This window comes from Catenulispora acidiphila DSM 44928 (assembly GCF_000024025.1).
Taxonomy (GTDB): domain Bacteria; phylum Actinomycetota; class Actinomycetes; order Streptomycetales; family Catenulisporaceae; genus Catenulispora; species Catenulispora acidiphila.
Genome location: NC_013131.1, coordinates 880,389 through 897,679, shown reverse-complemented (window position 1 = coordinate 897,679; position 17,291 = coordinate 880,389). Strand labels below are relative to the sequence as shown.

12 protein-coding genes are annotated in these 17,291 nt (G+C 72.0%); 4 read left to right on the top strand and 8 right to left on the bottom strand.

Annotation, left to right across the window (positions count from 1 at the left end; all coding sequences use genetic code 11):
- Window positions 1–55 precede the first annotated feature (55 nt).
- From CACI_RS03785 to CACI_RS45055, 3 genes are all read left to right on the top strand, one after another.
- A complete protein-coding gene (locus tag CACI_RS03785; RefSeq protein ID WP_012784996.1) occupies window positions 56–1,555 on the top strand; it encodes an MFS transporter in 1,500 nt (499 codons plus the stop codon).
- Window positions 1,556–1,638: 83 nt separating this feature from the next.
- Window positions 1,639–2,142 (top strand): SigE family RNA polymerase sigma factor, encoded by a 504-nt coding sequence (locus CACI_RS03780; protein ID WP_012784995.1) that lies wholly within the window; start codon window positions 1,639–1,641, stop codon window positions 2,140–2,142.
- A 10-nt stretch (window positions 2,143–2,152) separates the two neighbouring features.
- Complete coding sequence (locus CACI_RS45055) at window positions 2,153–2,998, top strand: hypothetical protein (RefSeq protein WP_012784994.1); 846 nt, start codon at window positions 2,153–2,155, stop codon at window positions 2,996–2,998.
- Between the two features lie 21 nt (window positions 2,999–3,019).
- Here the strand turns inward: CACI_RS45055 and CACI_RS03770 are convergent, their stop codons facing one another.
- The 8 genes from CACI_RS03770 to mshB form a co-directional block, all read right to left on the bottom strand.
- Entirely contained in the window at window positions 3,020–3,646 is a 627-nt protein-coding gene (locus tag CACI_RS03770) for a response regulator transcription factor (protein ID WP_012784993.1), read from the bottom strand.
- A gap of 497 nt (window positions 3,647–4,143) precedes the next feature.
- Entirely contained in the window at window positions 4,144–5,463 is a 1,320-nt protein-coding gene (locus CACI_RS03765; protein ID WP_083795511.1) for a sensor histidine kinase, read from the bottom strand.
- Window positions 5,464–5,558: 95 nt separating this feature from the next.
- A complete protein-coding gene (locus CACI_RS03760; protein ID WP_012784991.1) occupies window positions 5,559–6,284 on the bottom strand; it encodes an ABC transporter permease in 726 nt (241 codons plus the stop codon).
- Window positions 6,281–7,261, bottom strand: coding sequence for an ABC transporter ATP-binding protein (locus CACI_RS03755; protein ID WP_012784990.1), 981 nt, complete (start codon window positions 7,259–7,261; stop codon window positions 6,281–6,283). The genes CACI_RS03760 and CACI_RS03755 overlap by 4 nt, the downstream gene beginning before the upstream one ends.
- 179 nt (window positions 7,262–7,440) lie before the next feature.
- On the bottom strand, window positions 7,441–8,535 hold the full coding sequence (locus CACI_RS03750; RefSeq protein WP_012784989.1) for a glycosyltransferase: 1,095 nt from the start codon (window positions 8,533–8,535) through the stop codon (window positions 7,441–7,443).
- 512 nt (window positions 8,536–9,047) lie between these two features.
- Window positions 9,048–13,115, bottom strand: coding sequence for a VanW domain-containing protein (locus CACI_RS03745; protein ID WP_012784988.1), 4,068 nt, complete (start codon window positions 13,113–13,115; stop codon window positions 9,048–9,050).
- Window positions 13,116–13,392: 277 nt separating this feature from the next.
- Window positions 13,393–13,965, bottom strand: a complete 573-nt coding sequence (locus tag CACI_RS03740) for a hypothetical protein (RefSeq protein WP_012784987.1) — start codon at window positions 13,963–13,965, stop codon at window positions 13,393–13,395.
- Window positions 13,965–14,936 carry an N-acetyl-1-D-myo-inositol-2-amino-2-deoxy-alpha-D-glucopyranoside deacetylase gene (gene mshB, locus CACI_RS03735; RefSeq protein ID WP_012784986.1) on the bottom strand — a complete coding sequence of 324 codons (972 nt, stop codon included), beginning with the start codon at window positions 14,934–14,936 and terminating at the stop codon, window positions 13,965–13,967. The genes CACI_RS03740 and mshB overlap by 1 nt, the downstream gene beginning before the upstream one ends.
- Before the next feature lie 66 nt (window positions 14,937–15,002).
- Between mshB and CACI_RS03730 the strand changes: the two genes are divergently transcribed.
- Complete coding sequence (locus CACI_RS03730; RefSeq protein ID WP_012784985.1) at window positions 15,003–17,162, top strand: S9 family peptidase; 2,160 nt, start codon at window positions 15,003–15,005, stop codon at window positions 17,160–17,162.
- The last annotated feature ends 129 nt before the right edge of the window (window positions 17,163–17,291 follow it).

The following is a 17,291-nucleotide window of genomic DNA, read 5'->3' as shown; positions in this document are numbered from 1 at the left end:
TGCTATGCTCGGCCGTGATAGTGGACGAAAATGCTCCGTTTAGTGGGGGGTCACGATGACCGACACCATCCAGACCGCGGCCGCCGACTCGGGCGCGGTCGCCGACAAAGATCCCAGGCGTTGGAAAGCCCTGATCTTCATAGCCGTGGCCCAGCTGATGGTGGTCCTGGACGGCACGATCATGAACATCGCTCTGCCGTCCGCCCAACGCTCCCTGGGCTTCTCCGACGGCAGCCGGCAGTGGCTGATCACCGGCTACACCCTGGCGTTCGGCAGCCTGCTGTTGCTCGGCGGCCGGATCGCCGACTACACCGGCCGCAAGCGCGCCCTGCTGGTCGGTCTGACCGGCTTCGCGCTGGCCTCGGCGATCGGCGGCGTGGCTCCGGACTTCGCCGTGCTGCTCATCGCGCGCTGTCTGCAGGGGGCGTTCGGCGCGCTGCTCGCCCCGGCGGCGCTGTCGCTGCTGGCGACGACATTCACCGAGCCGCTGGAGCGCGCGAAGGCGTTCGGGCTGTTCGGCGGCGTCGCGGTCGGCGGCAACGCGATCGGGCTGCTGCTCGGCGGGCTGCTGACCGAGTACCTGAACTGGCGGTTCTGCCTGTACGTCAACATCCCGATCGCCGCGATCGCGCTGGCCGGCGGGATGAAGGAGATCCGCGAGTCGCGCGCCGAGGGCCGTATGAAGCTGGACCTGCCCGGCGTGCTGCTGGTCGTCGGCGGACTGGTCGCGATGGTCTACGGGCTCGGACAGGCCTCGACCGACGGCTGGGGGTCCGCCACGGTCCTGGGCTGCCTGATCGGCGGCGCGGTGCTGCTGGCCGGGTTCCTGGTGGTGGAGTCCCGGGTGGAGGCGCCGCTGCTGCCGCTGCGCGTGCTGCTGTCCCGGACCCGCGGCGGGAGCTACCTCGCCGTCGGCACGGCTGCGGTGGGGATGTTCGCGCTCTTCCTGTTCCTGACGTACTACATGCAGGACGTGAAGAAGTACTCGGCGGTCATGACCGGCGTCGCGTTCCTGCCGATGACCGCGGCCATCATGATCTCGGCGGTGCTGCTCGGCAGCCGGCTGGTGCCGAAGGTGGCGCCGCGGCTGCTGATGGTCCCCGGCATGCTGGTCGCGGCCGGCGGGCTGGCGCTGATGACGACGGTGAAGCCGGACACCGGCTACGTGGCCGGCGTGCTGCCGGTCGAGGTCCTGGTGGGCCTGGGGCTCGGACTGGTGATGGCGCCGGCGATGAACTACGCCACGCACAACGTGCGTCCCGAGGACGCCGGCGTCGCCTCGGCCACGGTCAACACCTCCCAGCAGGTGCTCGCCTCGGTCGGGATCGCGCTGTCCAACACCGTCGCGGCGAGCGCCACGACGTCGTACCTGAAGTTGCACCGGCCGTCCCCGACGCTGGTGAACGACGCCGTGGTGCACGGGTTCACGACGGCGTCGGGCGTCGCGGCGGCCATCGTGCTGGGCGGCGCGGTGATCGTCGCGCTGCTGATGAACACCGGGAAGCCGGACCCGTCGCAGGCTTCTGCGGACGGTCCGGTGGCGGTGCACGTCTGAGTGCTGCTCGAGATGTCCGTGTCCTGACGCAACCCCCCGCGTCCGCCGCTTCGTCAGTGGGATGACCACGAAGGGAGCGGCGGATGCGGGAAGCGCGCGAGCAGGAGTTCGACGAGTTCGTCCTCGCCCGGCAGCAAAGGCTGCTGCGCACGGCGTATCTGTTGTGCGGGGACTGGCATTTGGCCGAGGACCTGACGCAGAACGCGCTGGCGAAGGTGTATGTGGGATGGCACCGGATCCAGCAGGTGGAACAGCTCGACGCCTATGTGCACCGGATGTTGTTCCGTACCTACGTCGACGCCTACCGGCGGCGGCGGAAGCGGGAGATCTTGAGCTCGGCGGTCCCGGACGTCGCTGGCACTGGTATTGCCAGCGACGTCCGTCTGACTCTACTGGCCGCCCTGGCTCAGGTCACGCCCCGCTACCGCGCGGTGCTGGTGCTGCGGTTCTGGGAGGACCGGAGCGTCGGCGAGACCGCCGACGCGCTGGGCATCTCCGTCGGCGCGGTGAAGTCGCACACCCACCGTGGTCTCCAGAAATTGCGCTCGGTCCTCGGGGACCAGGCGCTGGATCTCATCAGGAGCTGAGGAGGCCGTGATGGAGGAGACGGATGTCGGAAGGGTGCTCGCCGCGGCGGCACCGGACACAGTGCCGACGGTCGCGGGCCTGCCGGAGCGCGCGCGGGCGCTGGGGCGCCGCCGGCGGCGCCGGCGTGCGGCGCTGACGACCGGCGGGACGGGACTCGCGCTCGCGGGGGTGGTCGGCGCGGTGGTGGCGCTCGGCGGATTCGGCGGCGGCGGGCAACCGGTACGCGCGACTTCGAGCCCGGGACATCGGCACACTGACGGCGGGCCCGGCGTGCCGGTGCCGAAGCCGTCGACGCCGATGCCGACGTCGCCGGTTCCGACGACGCCGGCGTCGTCGTCCGGCGCGCCCACCGGGTCGCCCACGCCGAGCAAGCCGGTGCTGCCGTCAGCGAGCGACGACCCGGCTGCCGACGCCAAGGTGCTGACAGCGATCAAGGCAGCGCTGCCCGCCAAGGACCGGGACAAGCCGACGCTGTACCGTGCTGCCGGAGAGCAGAACGGCTATGGCGCGGAGTACAACTGGGGACCGCGCAGCCAGGAGTCGACGCTCGGCGTCTCGGTCGGGTCCATTTCACCGGTGCTGCCCGGCAGCGACCCGACCATGTGCCAGTCCGATACGGCGCACTGCACGTTCGGCAACGCGACGTTGCACGGAGACCCGGTCGTCTGGCAGTACTACTACGGAAGCCTCAGCAGCCCGAGCCTGAACATCTACGACTACAAGGCGATGATCGGCTACCTCATCACCGCCGACGCGCCGAATGCCTCACACCTTCCCGACATGACGGAGATGAAGGACATCGGCCTGAACGAACAGGTGGCCTCGGCGCTGCTGGCCGCTTGGCCCCGGCAGTAGCCGGCCTCGCCGAAGCCGTCGCTACAACCAGCCGCGCTGCTGCGCCGTCCGGACCGCCTCAGTGCGGTTCCGGGCGGCGGTCTTCTGAATGCACGCCGACAGGTAGTTGCGCACCGTGCCCTCCGACAGGTGCAGCCGCCGGGCGATGTCGGCGATGGTGGAGCCGTCGGCGGAGGCGGCGAGCACATCGCGCTCCCGCGGCGTCAACGGATTCTCCCCGGCGGCCAGCGCGGCGGCGGCCAGATCCGGATCGATGACCCGCTCCCCCCGCAGCACCTTGCGAATGGCCGCGACCAACTCGGCCACCGGCGCGTCCTTCACCAGGAACGCCGAAGCACCCGACTCCATGGCCCGCCGCAGAAACCCGGGACGCCCGAACGTGGTCAGAATGATGATGCGCACCTCCGGCATCGCCCGATGCAAAGCGTCGGCGGCATCCAACCCCGACATCCCCGGCATCTCGATGTCCAGCAAGGCGACCCGCACATCAGCCGCCTTGGCCGCCGCCAGCACCTCGTCCCCCCGCCCGACCTCGGCGACGACCTCCAGGTCGTCCTCCAGGTTCAGCAACGTCGCCAAGGCACCCCGCACCATGGCCTGATCCTCGGCGAGCAGGAGGCGGACGACGTCGGCGGCTGCGGTGGTCATGCGCCCAACCTACCGTCCTGCGGCAAGCGCGAACCGCGCCGATGGACACAGCAGCCGACAATCACTTGGGTCATCCTGGCAAGGTCGCAGCCATCGACGAACGCCCCAGCCGACATGCCGGGCACCAGCGCCGCTACGCCTCAGCTCCCCCGCACCGAGACAGCCGCGCCGCGCGCCCTCAACTCCCCACCACCGGCACCGCCGCCGCCAACCGGAAGTCCCCGTCGTTCCCGCGCAGACGCCTCAGCTCCCCACACCGAGAAAGCCGCGCCGCGCCCTCGCCCCCTCAACCCCTCACCACCGGAACCGCCGCCACCAACCGAAAATCCCCGTCGTTCCCGCGCAGACGCCTCAGCTCCCCACACCGAGAAAGCCGCGCCGCGCCCTCGCCGCCTCAACCCCTCACCACCGGAACCGCCGCGACCAACCGAAAATCCCCGTCGTTCCCGCGCAGACGCCTCAGCTCCCCACACCGAGACAGCCCGAGCCGCTACCCCTCAACTCCCCACCACCGGAACCGCCGCCACCAACCGGAAGTCCCCATCGTTCCCGCCCACCGACAGCCGTCCCCCGACCGCGTCCAGCCGCTCGCGCAGGCCGGTCAGGCCGTGGCCGCCGCACTCGTCGGTGCCGCCGACCGTGGCGGCCAGGCCGTATCCGTCGTTGCGGACCGTCAGGACCATCTCCTCGCCGATGGGGAGCAGGGTGATCTCGACGCGGGCGGCGCCGCTGTGGCGGATCGCGTTCGTCACCGCCTCTCGCAGGCTCCAGGCGAGGGCGGCTTCGCTCTGCGGGTCGAATTCGCCGGTCGCGGCGGCCACTTCGGGGGCGGCGTCGAGTTTGATGCCGGCGGCGTCCAGGGCGGCGTGGGCCGAGGCCACCTCGACCGCGAGTGTCGCCCTGCGGTAGCCGCTCACCGCCTGGCGGATGTCGGTCAGTGTCTGGCGCGAGACCTGCTCGATCTCCTGGACTTCTTTCAGTGCCGCGTCCAGGCGCGGGGTCGGGCCTTCGGGGGCGGCGTCGCGGGCCTTGGCGAGCATGCGCTGGGCCAGTTCCGCCTTCAGGGTGATCGTCGCCAGGGAGTGGCCGGTCAGGTCGTGGAGGTCGCGGGCCAGCCGGAGGCGCTCCTCGTTCGTCGCCAGGTGGGCGACTTGGGTGCGGGCTTCGCGGAGTTGGCCGATGAGCAGCGCCATCTGGCGGATGCCGAGGGTGGACATGCCGGCGAAGAAGATCGGGAAGGCCAGGATGAGCCAGGTGGAGATCGAGCGCAGGGCGCCGGAAGACAGGACGCAGACGGTCATCAGGGCCAGCGCGGCCATCACGCCGCGGTAGGCGGTCTTGTCCTCCATCGACAGGCCGAGTCCGGCGCCGGCGCCGACGTAGACCCACATCCCGGCCAGTTCCGGGTAGACCGCCACGCTGGTCACGAACGCGACCACCGCCATCGCCACCAGGATCGGCAGCACCACCGGCGGGGAGTCGCTCACCGCGCCGATCGGCCCGGACCGGGGATACACCGAGAACGCCAGCCAGCCGTACAGCACCACGAACACCGCGACGAGGCTGTAGACCAGCAGCTTGAAGGCGGAGGAGTGGTCGGAGTGGACCGCCTTGGTCACCGGGTCGACCAGGTAGAACAGCCAGACCGCGGCGAACAGCCACTTGAACCGCCCCGGCTGCCCCACGCGCGGCGCGGCCATCAGCAGGGGCGGCTCCTCGAACACGGAGGAGCGGCCGGCCGTTTCCGCCGCGCCGGCCATCCCCTCCTCGGCCGCCGTCGACGGCCCCTCGGCCGACCGCTCGCTCCACACGTCCATCACCTCCGTATCGTGCCTCCCCGAAGGGATCCCTCCGCAAGTCGGCGGGTCCCCCGCTCGGCCGAGGCCGTCGTCCGGGAGACCCACCGCTCAGGTCACTGTTCCTTCGCCGACCGGTAGGAGAAGACCGCCAGCAGCGCGAACAGCAAGCCCCACCCGGCGACCACCGCGATCGACGTCGCCGAGACCGTGCCGGTCGCGAGGATGTCCGTCCCCAGCTTGTGGGCCTGGTAGGTCGGGAACCACTTGCCGATCTTCTCCAGCACGCCGGTCCCCAGCGGGAACCACAGGCCGCCGAGCAGCGCCATCGGGAAGAAGACCAGCATCACGGCCGGCTGCGCCGTCTCCGGGTCGAAGCGGTAGCCGATCGCGACCGCCAGGGAGACGAAGGTCATGGAGACCACCCACAGGATCAGCGCGTTCGCGACCCACTTCCAGGCCGGCATCTGCACGTCGTTCAGGAACGCCCCGATGGCGAACACCACCAGCACCGACGGGATCGTCGTGACCAGCGAGGTGACCACCTTGGCGAAGACGTAGCCCCAGCCGGGCAGCGAGGTCAGCCGCAGCTGCCGGGTCCAGCCGGACTTGCGCTCGGTGGCGATCCGGATGGAGTTGTTCATCAGGGCTCCGGCGAAGGCGCCGTACGTGGCCATCGCCAGCATGTAGTACGCCTTGAAGTCGACGCCGTCGGCCTGCGTGGTCTGCTTGCCGATGATCAGGTACAGCGCCGCCGGCATCGCGATCGCGAAGATCAGGTAGCGGCCGTTGCGGACCACCCGCAGCACGTCCAGCTTGGTGAGCGTCAGCGTGGCGTTCATCGCGCCGCCTCCAGGGTCGCAGTGTCGGTGCCCCCGGCGATGGTGCCGACGGCGTTGTTGTCCTCAGCGGTGATCGCGAGGAACGCCTGCTCCAGGCCGAGCGCCTGGATCTCTATGTCCGCCGGCCGGTAGCCGGCGTCCAGCAGCGCGTACAGCGTGGCGTCGGAGTCGGAGGTCTGCAGCCGCACGATGTCCGCCTGGCGCTCGACGTGCACCAGGTTCGGCAGCCGGTGCAGCACCGCGTCCTGCACGCCGGGCAGCCGGAACGACAGCCGCTTGGCGCCGGCGCTGGCCTTGATCTCGGCCGCCGAGCCGTCGGCGAGCAGCCGGCCCTTGTTGATGACGATGACGCGCTCGGCGAACTGGTCCGCCTCTTCCAGGTAGTGCGTGGCGAACAGCACCGTCTTGCCCTCGTAGGCGCGCTCGCGCATGGTCGCCCAGAACGCCTGGCGGTTCTCCACGTCCATCCCGGTCGTGGGCTCGTCCAGGACGATCAGCGGGCTGTCCCCGATGATCGCCATCGCGAACTGCACGCGCTGCTGCTGCCCGCCGGAGAGCTTGTCCACGCGGCGGTCGGCCAGGTCGGCGATGTTCGCCCGCTTGAGGGCGTCGGCGACCCCGATCGGCCGCGGGTGCAGCTTGGCCCACAGCTCGACCTGCTCGCGCACCGTCACGTCGCTCATCAGGCCGCCGGACTGGAGCATCGCGCCGACCATGCCGTGCTTGATCGCCTCGGCGGCGGTGCCGCCGAACAGCGCCAGCCGGCCGGAGTCGGGCCGGCTCAGGCCCAGCAGCATGTTCAGCGAGGTGGACTTCCCGGCGCCGTTCGGGCCGAGGAAGGCGATGGTCTGGCCGGGCTGCAGGGACATGGTCAGGCCGTTCACGGCGTGGACCGGACCCTTGGGCGAGTGGAAGGTCTTGCTCACGTTCGCGAACTCGACTACCGCCCCGTCCGGGCTTCGAGTGTCTCGTGGCATGTCAGGCGTCCTCAGTGATCGTGGGCTGTGGCTGTTTCCCGTCAAGACCAATGACACCACCGCGACCTGCGCCGCAACCATGGTGAAAGCTCGTGAGTTCCGCATGACGGTTGTCATGGGCGCGAGGGTGAAACCCTCACGGGGCGCCCGGGAGGATCTTCACCGGACGCCCGCGAGTCTCATCTGGCCAGCACTGATCTGTACAACTCACTGACATGCGCGGCCTGTTCGGTGACCCCGTACCGCTCCAGCGCGCCGGGCGGAGCGCAGCGGTCCACCGGCTTCAGGTCGGCCGCGCAGCGCAGCGCGGCGACGAACGCGTCCGGGCGTGAGGGCACCCGGGCCGCGCGATCCCCCAGTCCCGGCAGGCCGTCCAGCGCCGGGGAATCGGAGTACACCGCGGGCAGCCCGCAGGCCACCGCCTCCAACGGCGCCAGCCCGAAGGTCTCCGACGGCGAGGGCGAGGCGAACACGTCCATCGCCGAGAGCAGATCCTTGATCTCCAGCATCCCGCCGCCGACGTCGCCGGTGAAGTGCACCCGCCCCGGCATCAGCTCTCCCCCCAGCCGCTGCAGGCGCGAGCGGTCCGGCCCGGCGCCGACGATCAGCGCGATCGCGCCGTCGATCCGGCCGGCGGCCTCGATGAGCACCTCGAAGTGCTTGTCCGGGTCCAGCCGGCCGACCCCGCCGATCACGAAGGCGCCGCCGTCGATGCCGAGGATCTTGCGCACCAGGGTGCGCGCCGCCGGGTCGAAGCGGAACTCGCGGATGTCGATGCCGTTCTCGATCACCTCGACCCGCTCGATCCGCCAGGCCCGCAGGTAGTCCGCGACGGCCTGCGAGACCGCTATCGTCACCCGGCCCATGCGCTCGGAGGCCCGGTACATGGCGCGCACGCCCATCCGGTCCTTCGGCTTGCCCTCGATGAGCTCGCGCCCCAGCGAGTGCTCGGTGGCCACGATGGCCCGGACGCCGGCCATCCGCGCGGCCAGCCGGCCGTACAGGTGGGCCCGGTACAGGTGGGTGTGGACGAGGTCGAAACCGCCGTCGCGGACCAGCTTCACCAGATGCATCAGCGACGCCATGTCGCGGTTGGACGGCATGCGCAGGTCGTGCACCCGGAACCCGTCGGCCCGGATCCGCTCCCCGACGCGGCCGCCCTCGGTCAGGCACGCCACCTCGCACTCCTCGGGCAGGTGCTGCAACAGCGTGGCCAGTTGGCGCTCGGCGCCTCCCGAGGCCAGGCCGGTGATGACGTGCAGGACTTTGGTCATACGGGGCCGCCTTCCTTGCCCCGCGCGCCGGGACGCGGGCCGGCGGGTGCGGCGCGGACGCGCCCCGTCGCGGGCGCCGGCGCGGGGACGGGCCGTGGACTGCGGTCCGGGCCGGTCCCGGACCGGGTGTGGGCGCGCGGGCGGCGAGATCAGAGGTTTGATCCAAGGATGGGCGGCGATATCGGACAAGACCCCCCGCCGACCGTGCGCGCGCACGCGCATGCTCGCCCTTGCCATCGGTTCCCCCCGGGATCCGCGCGTCGGCCCGCTGCGGATTCCGCCGTAGGCCGTCCCCATAGCCGGATCCTAAGAGCCCTCATTTGCGTTGACAACGGCACCGACGGGCGACTGGTTCATCTCCGTCCGTTGTTCGGCCCATGTCAACCGTTCCATTCGGGTTGATTCACAGGGCGTCCAGGACGGACGCGACGCGATTGCCAGGGGCGCAAGGGCTCGCGGAGTGCGGCGTTGCGGTACCGCGGGTGAACGGCATCACAAAGAATTGAGAAACCTCAGTGCCGGGACGGCGGTCCGCCCAGCAATCCGCCCAACAGCGACCCGTCCGAGCCGCTCGTCGGCGTGCCGTCCGGCGTTCCGGACGAGGCGCCCCCGCCGGGCGTCCCGGTCCCGCTCGGCGCGTTCGGACCGCTGGTCGTGGCGCCCTGCGTCGCGGTGGGAGGGTACTGCGACGCGGCCGCCCCGCCGGTCGGCGAACCGGTGGGAGCGCCGGCGGCACCGCCCGCCGCCGACGGCCCGCTGCCGGGACCGGTCTGACCGCAGACCACCTTGTCCTGCGCGGCATACGAGCTGTGGAAGACCTCGCGCACCGGGTCCTGCCCGGCCTTGGTGAGGGTGCGGGTGACGTCCACCTGGAAGCCCGGGACGCCGTCGTTGGCGACGCAGGAGCCAGCCATGGAGTACGTGGTCTTCGGCTGCACCAACGCGTAGTGCGGCGAGGTCTCGCTCCGCACCGAGTCCCACGCCTTCTGCCCGAGCACCGCGACGGTCACCGCGTTGTCGGTGGCGCTGGTCCAGAGGTAGACAGGAGCGCCGGAATCGTTCTGGAACTTCAGATCCACCTCGGGGTACACCACCGCCGCCTCCAGCCCGGGCGGGTAGTGGTCGGTCACCGTCGCGTGCGGGTGGTGCTCCATGTCCTTGAGCCCGGCCAGGTATTCGGCGTTGAACAGCGCGGTGGCGACCAGCGATGTGCCCGCGCCGGCGTCCTGTGCAGAGGCCGAAGCGGAGGACGAAGAGGACGAGGAGGACGAAGAAGTCGAGGATGACCCCGACTGACCGGAGGCGGACGCCGGGATGAAACCGTTGGCGGTCGAACGCGCGCCGAGAACCTGGTTCAGGCTGAACACCTGCCCCGGCTGCACGATCTGGCCGCGCACCAAGTCCGCCGCGTGCTTCACGTTCGCGGTGCGCTGCGCCGTCGCGCTGAAGGGCGCGGTGTACAGGCCCATCACGTCGTCGATCCCGAGCGCCTGCGCGGCTTCGGTGGTCAGCGCCGGAGGCAGCGGACCGATCGGCACGGTCACCACGCGCTGCGTCGACGAGGTCTTCGCCAGTACCGGCAGCACCGCGTTCTGGATCGCCTCCGGCGAGTAGCCCACGCCGTTCTTGCCCGGCACCAGCACCGGCTTGCCGCCGGAGACGGTGAACGAGGCGTCGGTCGGCGGCTGCTCCAACTTGGCCAGCGCGTCGTGGTCGAGTTCGGCGCGGATCCCGGCGCCGTCCAGCTTGGGCGCCAGACCGCCGTGCCCGTCCGGCTCGATCGCCAGATGGCGCCCCAGAATCGCGGGCTTCAGGACGGTGCGCACGCTGCCGGTGACCAGCGCGACCGGAGCTGACATCGCCGGCCGTGCGAAGTCCTGCATCGCCTGCGCGACAGCAGCCGGGGTGACGGTCGGCTGGACGTTCTGCACGGTGAGCGCGATCGGCGCGGCGGGGAAGGAACCGCCGGCGGTGGATGCCGTGGCCGGGACGCCGCCGGGAGCGGGCACCAACGCCGGAGCCGGAACGGGAGCGACCGCGGGCGCCGTGCCGGACGGGACCGGCGCGGACGGCGCGGTACTCGCCGGAGCAGAGGGCATACCGGCCTTCCCGCTGGGGGAATCCGTCGCGGACGGCGTCGCAGAGGGCGTTGACGGTGTCGCAGAAGGCTGTTTCGTGTGCGCCGAACTCGTGTGGTGCGCAGGGGAAAGCGCCGTCTTCGCCGGAGCGATCGCGTAGGCGGCCGGAGCCGTCGGCAGAGTCCCGGCAGGCGACATCGCCGCCACACGTACCGCCGCGACGCCGTCGTCGAACGCCGAGACCACCGCGCCGGCCGCTGCGTCGACGTCGATCTCGCGCCCCGGACGCGGCGCGATCGGGGTCGGCACGCCGCCGGGGAAGATCACGCTCCCGTCCACCATCGGCTTGTCGAATCCGGCGGTGAGGCTCGTCAGCGCCGCCTTCAAGGCAGTGCGGTCGACGCTCACCTGTAATCGCACATCGCGGCCGGTCCCGGCGAGCGCCGGGATGGCGACCGTCGGATCGGTGCGGCTCGCCGCCGCCGCCGCGACCGTCCCGGCGTAGTCGATGTGCAGACCGGCTTGCTCCGGCGAGAGCTGGAACGCGGCGCCGTCGGCGGTCAGCCGCAGCGGCGCGCTCAGCGTCGGGGAAAGCGCGGCGGACAACTTCGCCACCGCAGCCGTTTTCGTCATGCCGCCGATCGCGACGCCGTCGACGAGCGTGCCCTTGGGCACCTGTCCCTCGAAGGCGAGCGCGGCGCCGTATAGCGTGCCAAATGCCAAGGTGACCGACAGCGCCGAGACCAGTGCCACCCGGCCGCGCCGGCTGGTGCGCCGCGAGCGGTGGTGGTCGGGGTGATGGTCCGACCAGTGCCCGGTGGGCAGGACCTTGGTGTCGTCGGAGCTGTCGGAGCCGTTGCCCCCGGCGGGAAATCCGGTGCGGCCGGAGGTACGGCCGCCGCCTCGCGTCGGGGCGGGCACCGTCGGGGTCCGCGGTCCGGCGCCGACCGGTGCCGCGCCCGCCGAAGCAGCCGCCGCCGCAGCCGCACCGGTCGAACGCACCGCGCCGGTCGTGCCAGCCGCACCGGCCGAACGCGCCGAGCCTGCCTTGAAATCCGTGCTCTCGCGCGGCGGCTGCGCCGTACGCGGACCGGTCCGCGGCGGCGGCACCGGCCGCGTGATCGCCGGCACGGTCCGCCGGAAGTCCGACGCCGAGATCGCGGCGGCACCCATCGGCACCAGCGATTCGGTCGACGGGTCGTAGAACGATGACTCGCCGGAGGAGTCGTGGAAGATGCCGCCGAGATAACGCATGCCGACCGGACTGCGCCGCGCGGCGTCGTAGCCGGGAACCTGCGTCGGCACGCCGTAGCGGCCCGCGAGCGGCGCGCCGGTGGGCGCGTACTGCCCGGGCAGCGTCGCAGGCTGCGAAGGCTCGGCGCCGGCGTTCTCGCCGCCTTGCGCGGGTACCGTGGGAACCGCTGCCGCGCCGGGCACAGCGCTGACACCGACGCCGGCTCCGGCGCCAGCAGCGGCGCCGGCAGCGGCCGCACCGCTCGCGCGCTGCGCCTGCAACTCGCGCCCGATGGCGTCGAAGTCCCCGAAGAACTGCTCGACGGTGTCCGACAGCAGATCCGCCTCGGCCCGGCTGGCCAGGTCCGGCGGCACCGACGCGGTGAGCCGCGCCGGGCGCTGGACGGCGCGCACGCCGCCGAACGCCGCGCCGGGCATCGGCACGACCATCGTCGCGGTGGTGAGCGCCAGCACGTCGCCGGGCAGCGCGTTCGGCTTCGCCGGGCTCACCCGGTGCAGCATCTGCGAGGCCTCGACGACGTCCTCGATCGGGGCGTCGCCGCGCAACGTGGTCGACGGGACCGGCGGGTTCTCCGGCAGCTTGATCCGCAGCAGCGCACTGGCCTGGTCGGCGGGCACCACGCGCAGCGGACCTTCACTGGGTCCGAACTCCGGTTCCCCGCCGGCAGCCGCCGCGCCGCCGCTGAACGCGTTCGGTGCGGGGTGCGAAAAGGCATCCGGGGACGGCGCGCCGGGAGCGGGACGAGGAACCGGCGCCGCGCCGGGCCGCGCGCCGCCGTATCCGGGACCGGCGCCCGCGCCGGAGGTCTCGGCCATGTTGCGCGGACCGGCGAAGCGCTGCGCCGGGAAACCGCCGGAACTGCTCAGGGTGTCGGCGCCGCCGTCGAAGCCGGACATGAGCCCGGTCCCGTAGTCGCCGCCCGCGCCGTAGTCGAGCCCGCGCACATCGCCGCGCCCATCGCCGGACGCACCGCCGGCGCCCGCCGGGAGACCGGACCCGCCCCGACCGCCGTCCTGGTCGCCCCACGGCGCCGCGCCGCCGTACCCCGGCGCGGGGTCGCGGAAGGCCGACGCGTCGTGGAACCCGGTGGCGCCGGGGTTGCCGACCGCGCCCGGGCCCGCGCCGAACGCGGGCCCGCCGGCCGGCGGCACCTCGTCGCGGAACAGCGGCGCGCCGCCGAACCCGTAGTCGGGCTGCCGGTCCGGATCAGCGTCGTCTGCCTGGCGTCGGGGAAACTCGTCGTTCAAAATCGGTCGCCTCTGTCAAGGTCGGTCGCGCAGGGCCATCGGGCAGGGCCTACTAGCTGTGCCATCTAGCAGCGCGCCACCGGCCACCGAGAGTGTTGCTCCGATCACAGTACTGTGATCAGCGGTGGTCACAGAGGCGTACAGGTGACATTGCCACGGCCGTGCGGCGCTGACCCGCCGGAATCCGGCGAGGCTTCACTCGATCGAGCGAGTGCGATTCCGCCTTAAGTCCGGTCTCCGAATGACCATTAACGGCGGTTTTGTGAAATAGGAGCGCTCAGCGGGAGCGCGAGACGACCTTGTCGGCGAGCCGATCGTTCAGATTCCACTGGTACACCAGCACGGCGATCCCGAAGGCGATGACAAGACCCCCATAAACGAAGATCTGCGCCGCGGAGTCGTTCGGCAGGATGATGTCGCCGCCGCTGCCGACGCCGAACGTCAGCGCCGCGACCACCAGCAGCCAGCCGCCGGAGGCGGCGCCCACGGCGCGCGGCGCGCGCAGCAGTGCCCCGCCGAGCAGCAGCAGCGCGGTGAGCAGCGCCAAGCCGATCAGCGAGCCGAACGGGAAGGCGAAGCCGCCGGATCCGCCGTCGCCGGCCGAGGCCGGGTCCCCGGCGTCCAGCAGGCGCGGGCCCGAACCGCCGACGCGCACCGTGTAGCCCTGGATCATCGAGCCGATCAGCCCGACCACGACCCCGGCGCCGCCGAGCCCGAACAGCAGCAGCGTGCGCCCGCGCGGGGACTCCGTCCCGAACCGCGCCGCCGCCACCAACCCGAGCAGGCCGACCAGACCGGCCAGCACCACGACCACCGACACGCCGACCTCCGCTGCGCCCGAAACGTCCATCAGCCCTGGGAAACCCCGGCAGCGGTCCCGTCCGCGATGCCGAGCCCGGCGAACAGGTCCTTCTCCAACCCGGTGTCCGACCCCTCGGCGGCGCCCTTCACCAGCTGGTAGAACTCGTGCGCCATGAACTCCATGCCGATGGAGTTCGACAGCGCGAAGAAGCCCTGCCCCATCGAGATCTGCGTGGGGTAGGCGCGCATGCCCTCGCGCTTGTTCTCCATGTACGCGGTGCCGTCGATGGTGGTGGTCACCAGCGCGTCGTCGGTCCCGAAGGACAGGTCCTCCACCGACTCCACCGCGATGAATCCGCTGGTGTCGCCGGCTTCCTTCAACGCCTGGATACCCTCGGCGAGCACCGATTCGGGCATCGCGGTCCAGTAGATCTTCGCCACGTCCCAGACCGCGCCGTGCTCGGGCGCGAAGGCCGGATCGGCGGCCAGCTCAGCGGCGCGCATCGCGACCCGGTGCGCCTGGATGTGGTCGGGATGCCCGTAGCCGCCGTTCTCGTCGTAGGTGACCAGCACCTGCGGGCGGATCTCGCGGACCACCTTCACCAGGTGCGCGGCGGCCTCGTCGAGGTCGGCGCGCCAGAACGCGTGCGGCTTGTCGTTCGCGGGCGTGCCCATCATCCCGGAGTCCCGGTAGCAGCCCACGCCGCCCAGGAACCGGTGGTCGGCGACACCGAGCGCGGTCATCGCGTTCGCCAGCTCCACCACCCGGATCTCGGCGAGCCGGTCCTCGCGGTCGGCGGCCAGGTGCGCGAGCTCGGGAACCAGCACCTCGCCCTCCTCGCCGGCGGTGCAGGTGACCAGCGTGACGTGCGCGCCCTCGGCGGCGTAGGCGGCCATCGTGGCGCCGGTGGTGATCACCTCGTCGTCCGGGTGGGCGTGGACGAGCAGCAGCCGCCGGGCGGCCGTGGGGCTGGCCGGGGGCACCGGGCCCGACGGCTGCGCGGTCGTGGTAGCGGTCATAGGGCAAGGGTACGCATACCTACCCCGCCGCTCCCGGAACGGCCCGGTGAGCCGTGGCCGCATAGCATGTGCGACATGGCTGACATCCCCTCCTTCCCGCGGCATTCGGCCCGCACCCAGCGCTTCACCCTCGGCGTGCCGCGGGCCTTCGGCATCGCCCCGGACGGCACCCGGATCGCGTTCCTGCGCGGCAAGCACGGCACGGACACCGCGACGTGTCTGTGGGTGCTGGACCCGGCCACCGGGCAGGAGCGCCTCGTGGCCGACCCGGTGGCGCTGCTCGGCGGCGCGGGCGAGGAGCTGACCGACGAGGAGAAGGCGCGCCGGGAGCGGTCGCGGCAGGGCGCGGCGGGCATCGTCGGCTTCGCGGCGGACGCCGAGCTCAAGCACGCGGCGTTCGCGCTGTCGGGGCGGCTGTTCGTGGCCGACCTGACCGCCGCCGACGGCGCCGAGGCGGTGCGCGCGCTGGAGACCCCGGCCGGCGTCGCCGACCCGCGCCCGAACCCGGCCGGCACGCACGTGGCCTACGTCGCCGCCGGCGCGATGCGGGTGATCGGCATCGACGGCAGCGGCGACCGCGCGCTCGCCGAGCCGGAGACGGAGACCGTCACCTACGGCCTCGCGGAGTTCATCGCCGCCGAGGAGATGGACCGCTTCCGCGGCTACTGGTGGGCGCCGGAAGGCGACCGGCTGTTCGCCGAGCGCGCCGACGAGGCGCCGATCCAGACCTGGTTCATCGCCGACCCCTCGAACCCGGGCAAGGAGCCGGCCGCGGTGCGCTACCCGGCGGCCGGGACGAACAACGCGGCGGTCTCCGGCGTGGTGCTCGGCCTGGACGGCTCGCGGGTGGACGTGACGTGGGAGGACGCCTCGCCGTACCTCACCGCGGTCCACTGGTCCGCCGGCGGCGACCCGGTGCTGGGATTGATGAACCGCGGGCAGACCCGCATCACGTACGCCCTGCTCGACCCGGACACCGGCATGATCACGATGCACGGCGAGGAGTCCGACCCGCGCTGGGTCGACATCGTCTCCGGTGTCCCGGCATGGGTTTCGGGCGCCGAGGACGGCGACGAAGAGCCCTCCTCCGCACTGGTGACCGTCGGGGCGCGCGACGGCGCGAACCGGGTCCTGCTCGACGGCGAGCCGCTGACGCCGCCGGAGCTCCAGGTGCGCGCGGTGCTGGCGGTCGGCGAGCACGGCGTGCAGTTCACGGCGAGCGCCGAGGACCCGGCCGAGGTGCACGTCTTCCTGGTCTCGCGCGACGGCGTGGTCCGTCAGCTCACTGAGACCTTCGGCGTCCACTCCGCGACCTTCGGCGCGGACCTGGCGGTGGTCAGCTCGACCTCCTTCTCCGAGCCCGGCGTGACCGCGCGCGTGGTGCGTCTGGACGAGGACGGCGACGCCAAGGACCTGTGCACCGTCCGCAACGTCGCGGAGACCCCGGCGCTGAAGCTGAACGCGACGATGGTCCGGCTCGGCGAGCGCGGCCTGCGCGGCGTGCTGGTCCTGCCGACCGGCCACGTCCCGGGCACGAAGCTGCCGATCCTGCTGGACCCCTACGGCGGCCCGCACGCCCAGCGCGCGCTCGCCGCGCACAACATGCACCTGGCCTCGCAGTGGCTGGCCGATCAGGGCTTCGCGGTGCTGGTCGTGGACGGTCGCGGCACGCCGGGGCGCGGCCCGGAATGGGACCGCGCGGTCTACCGCGACTTCGCCGGACCGGTGGTGCAGGACCAGGCGGACGCCGTGCAGGCGGCTGCCGCGCAGAACCCCGACCTGGACCTGTCGCGCGTGGCGATCCGCGGCTGGTCCTTCGGCGGCTACCTGTCGGCGCTGGCCGCGCTGCGCCGCCCGGACGTGTTCCACGCCGCGGTGGTCGGCGCGCCGGTGACCGACCAGCGCCTGTACGACACCTGCTACACCGAGCGCTACCTGGGCCACCCGGACACCGAGCCGGACGTCTACCGCCGCAACTCGGTGGTCGTCGGCACCGAGCCGAGCGGCTGGGCCGAGCAGCACCGTCCGCTGATGCTGATCCACGGCCTGGCCGACGACAACGTGGTGGTAGCGCACACGCTGCGGCTGTCCTCGGCGCTGCTGGCCGAAGGACGTCCGCACGAGACGCTGCTGCTGTCGGGGGTGACGCACATGACCCCGCAGGAGATCGTCGCGGAGAACCTGATGCTGCTGCAGGTCGATTTCCTGAAGCGGGCGCTGGGTTAGGAGTCAACTCCCTGGGTCGGCCCGCGCAGGGTAAACCCGATAGCGCCGCACCGGCTCGGTAACGACCGGTGCGGCGCGGCCGTGCCCTCGATTACTCTGGCGGCGGCACTGTGCGGGCAGGTGGTCAGG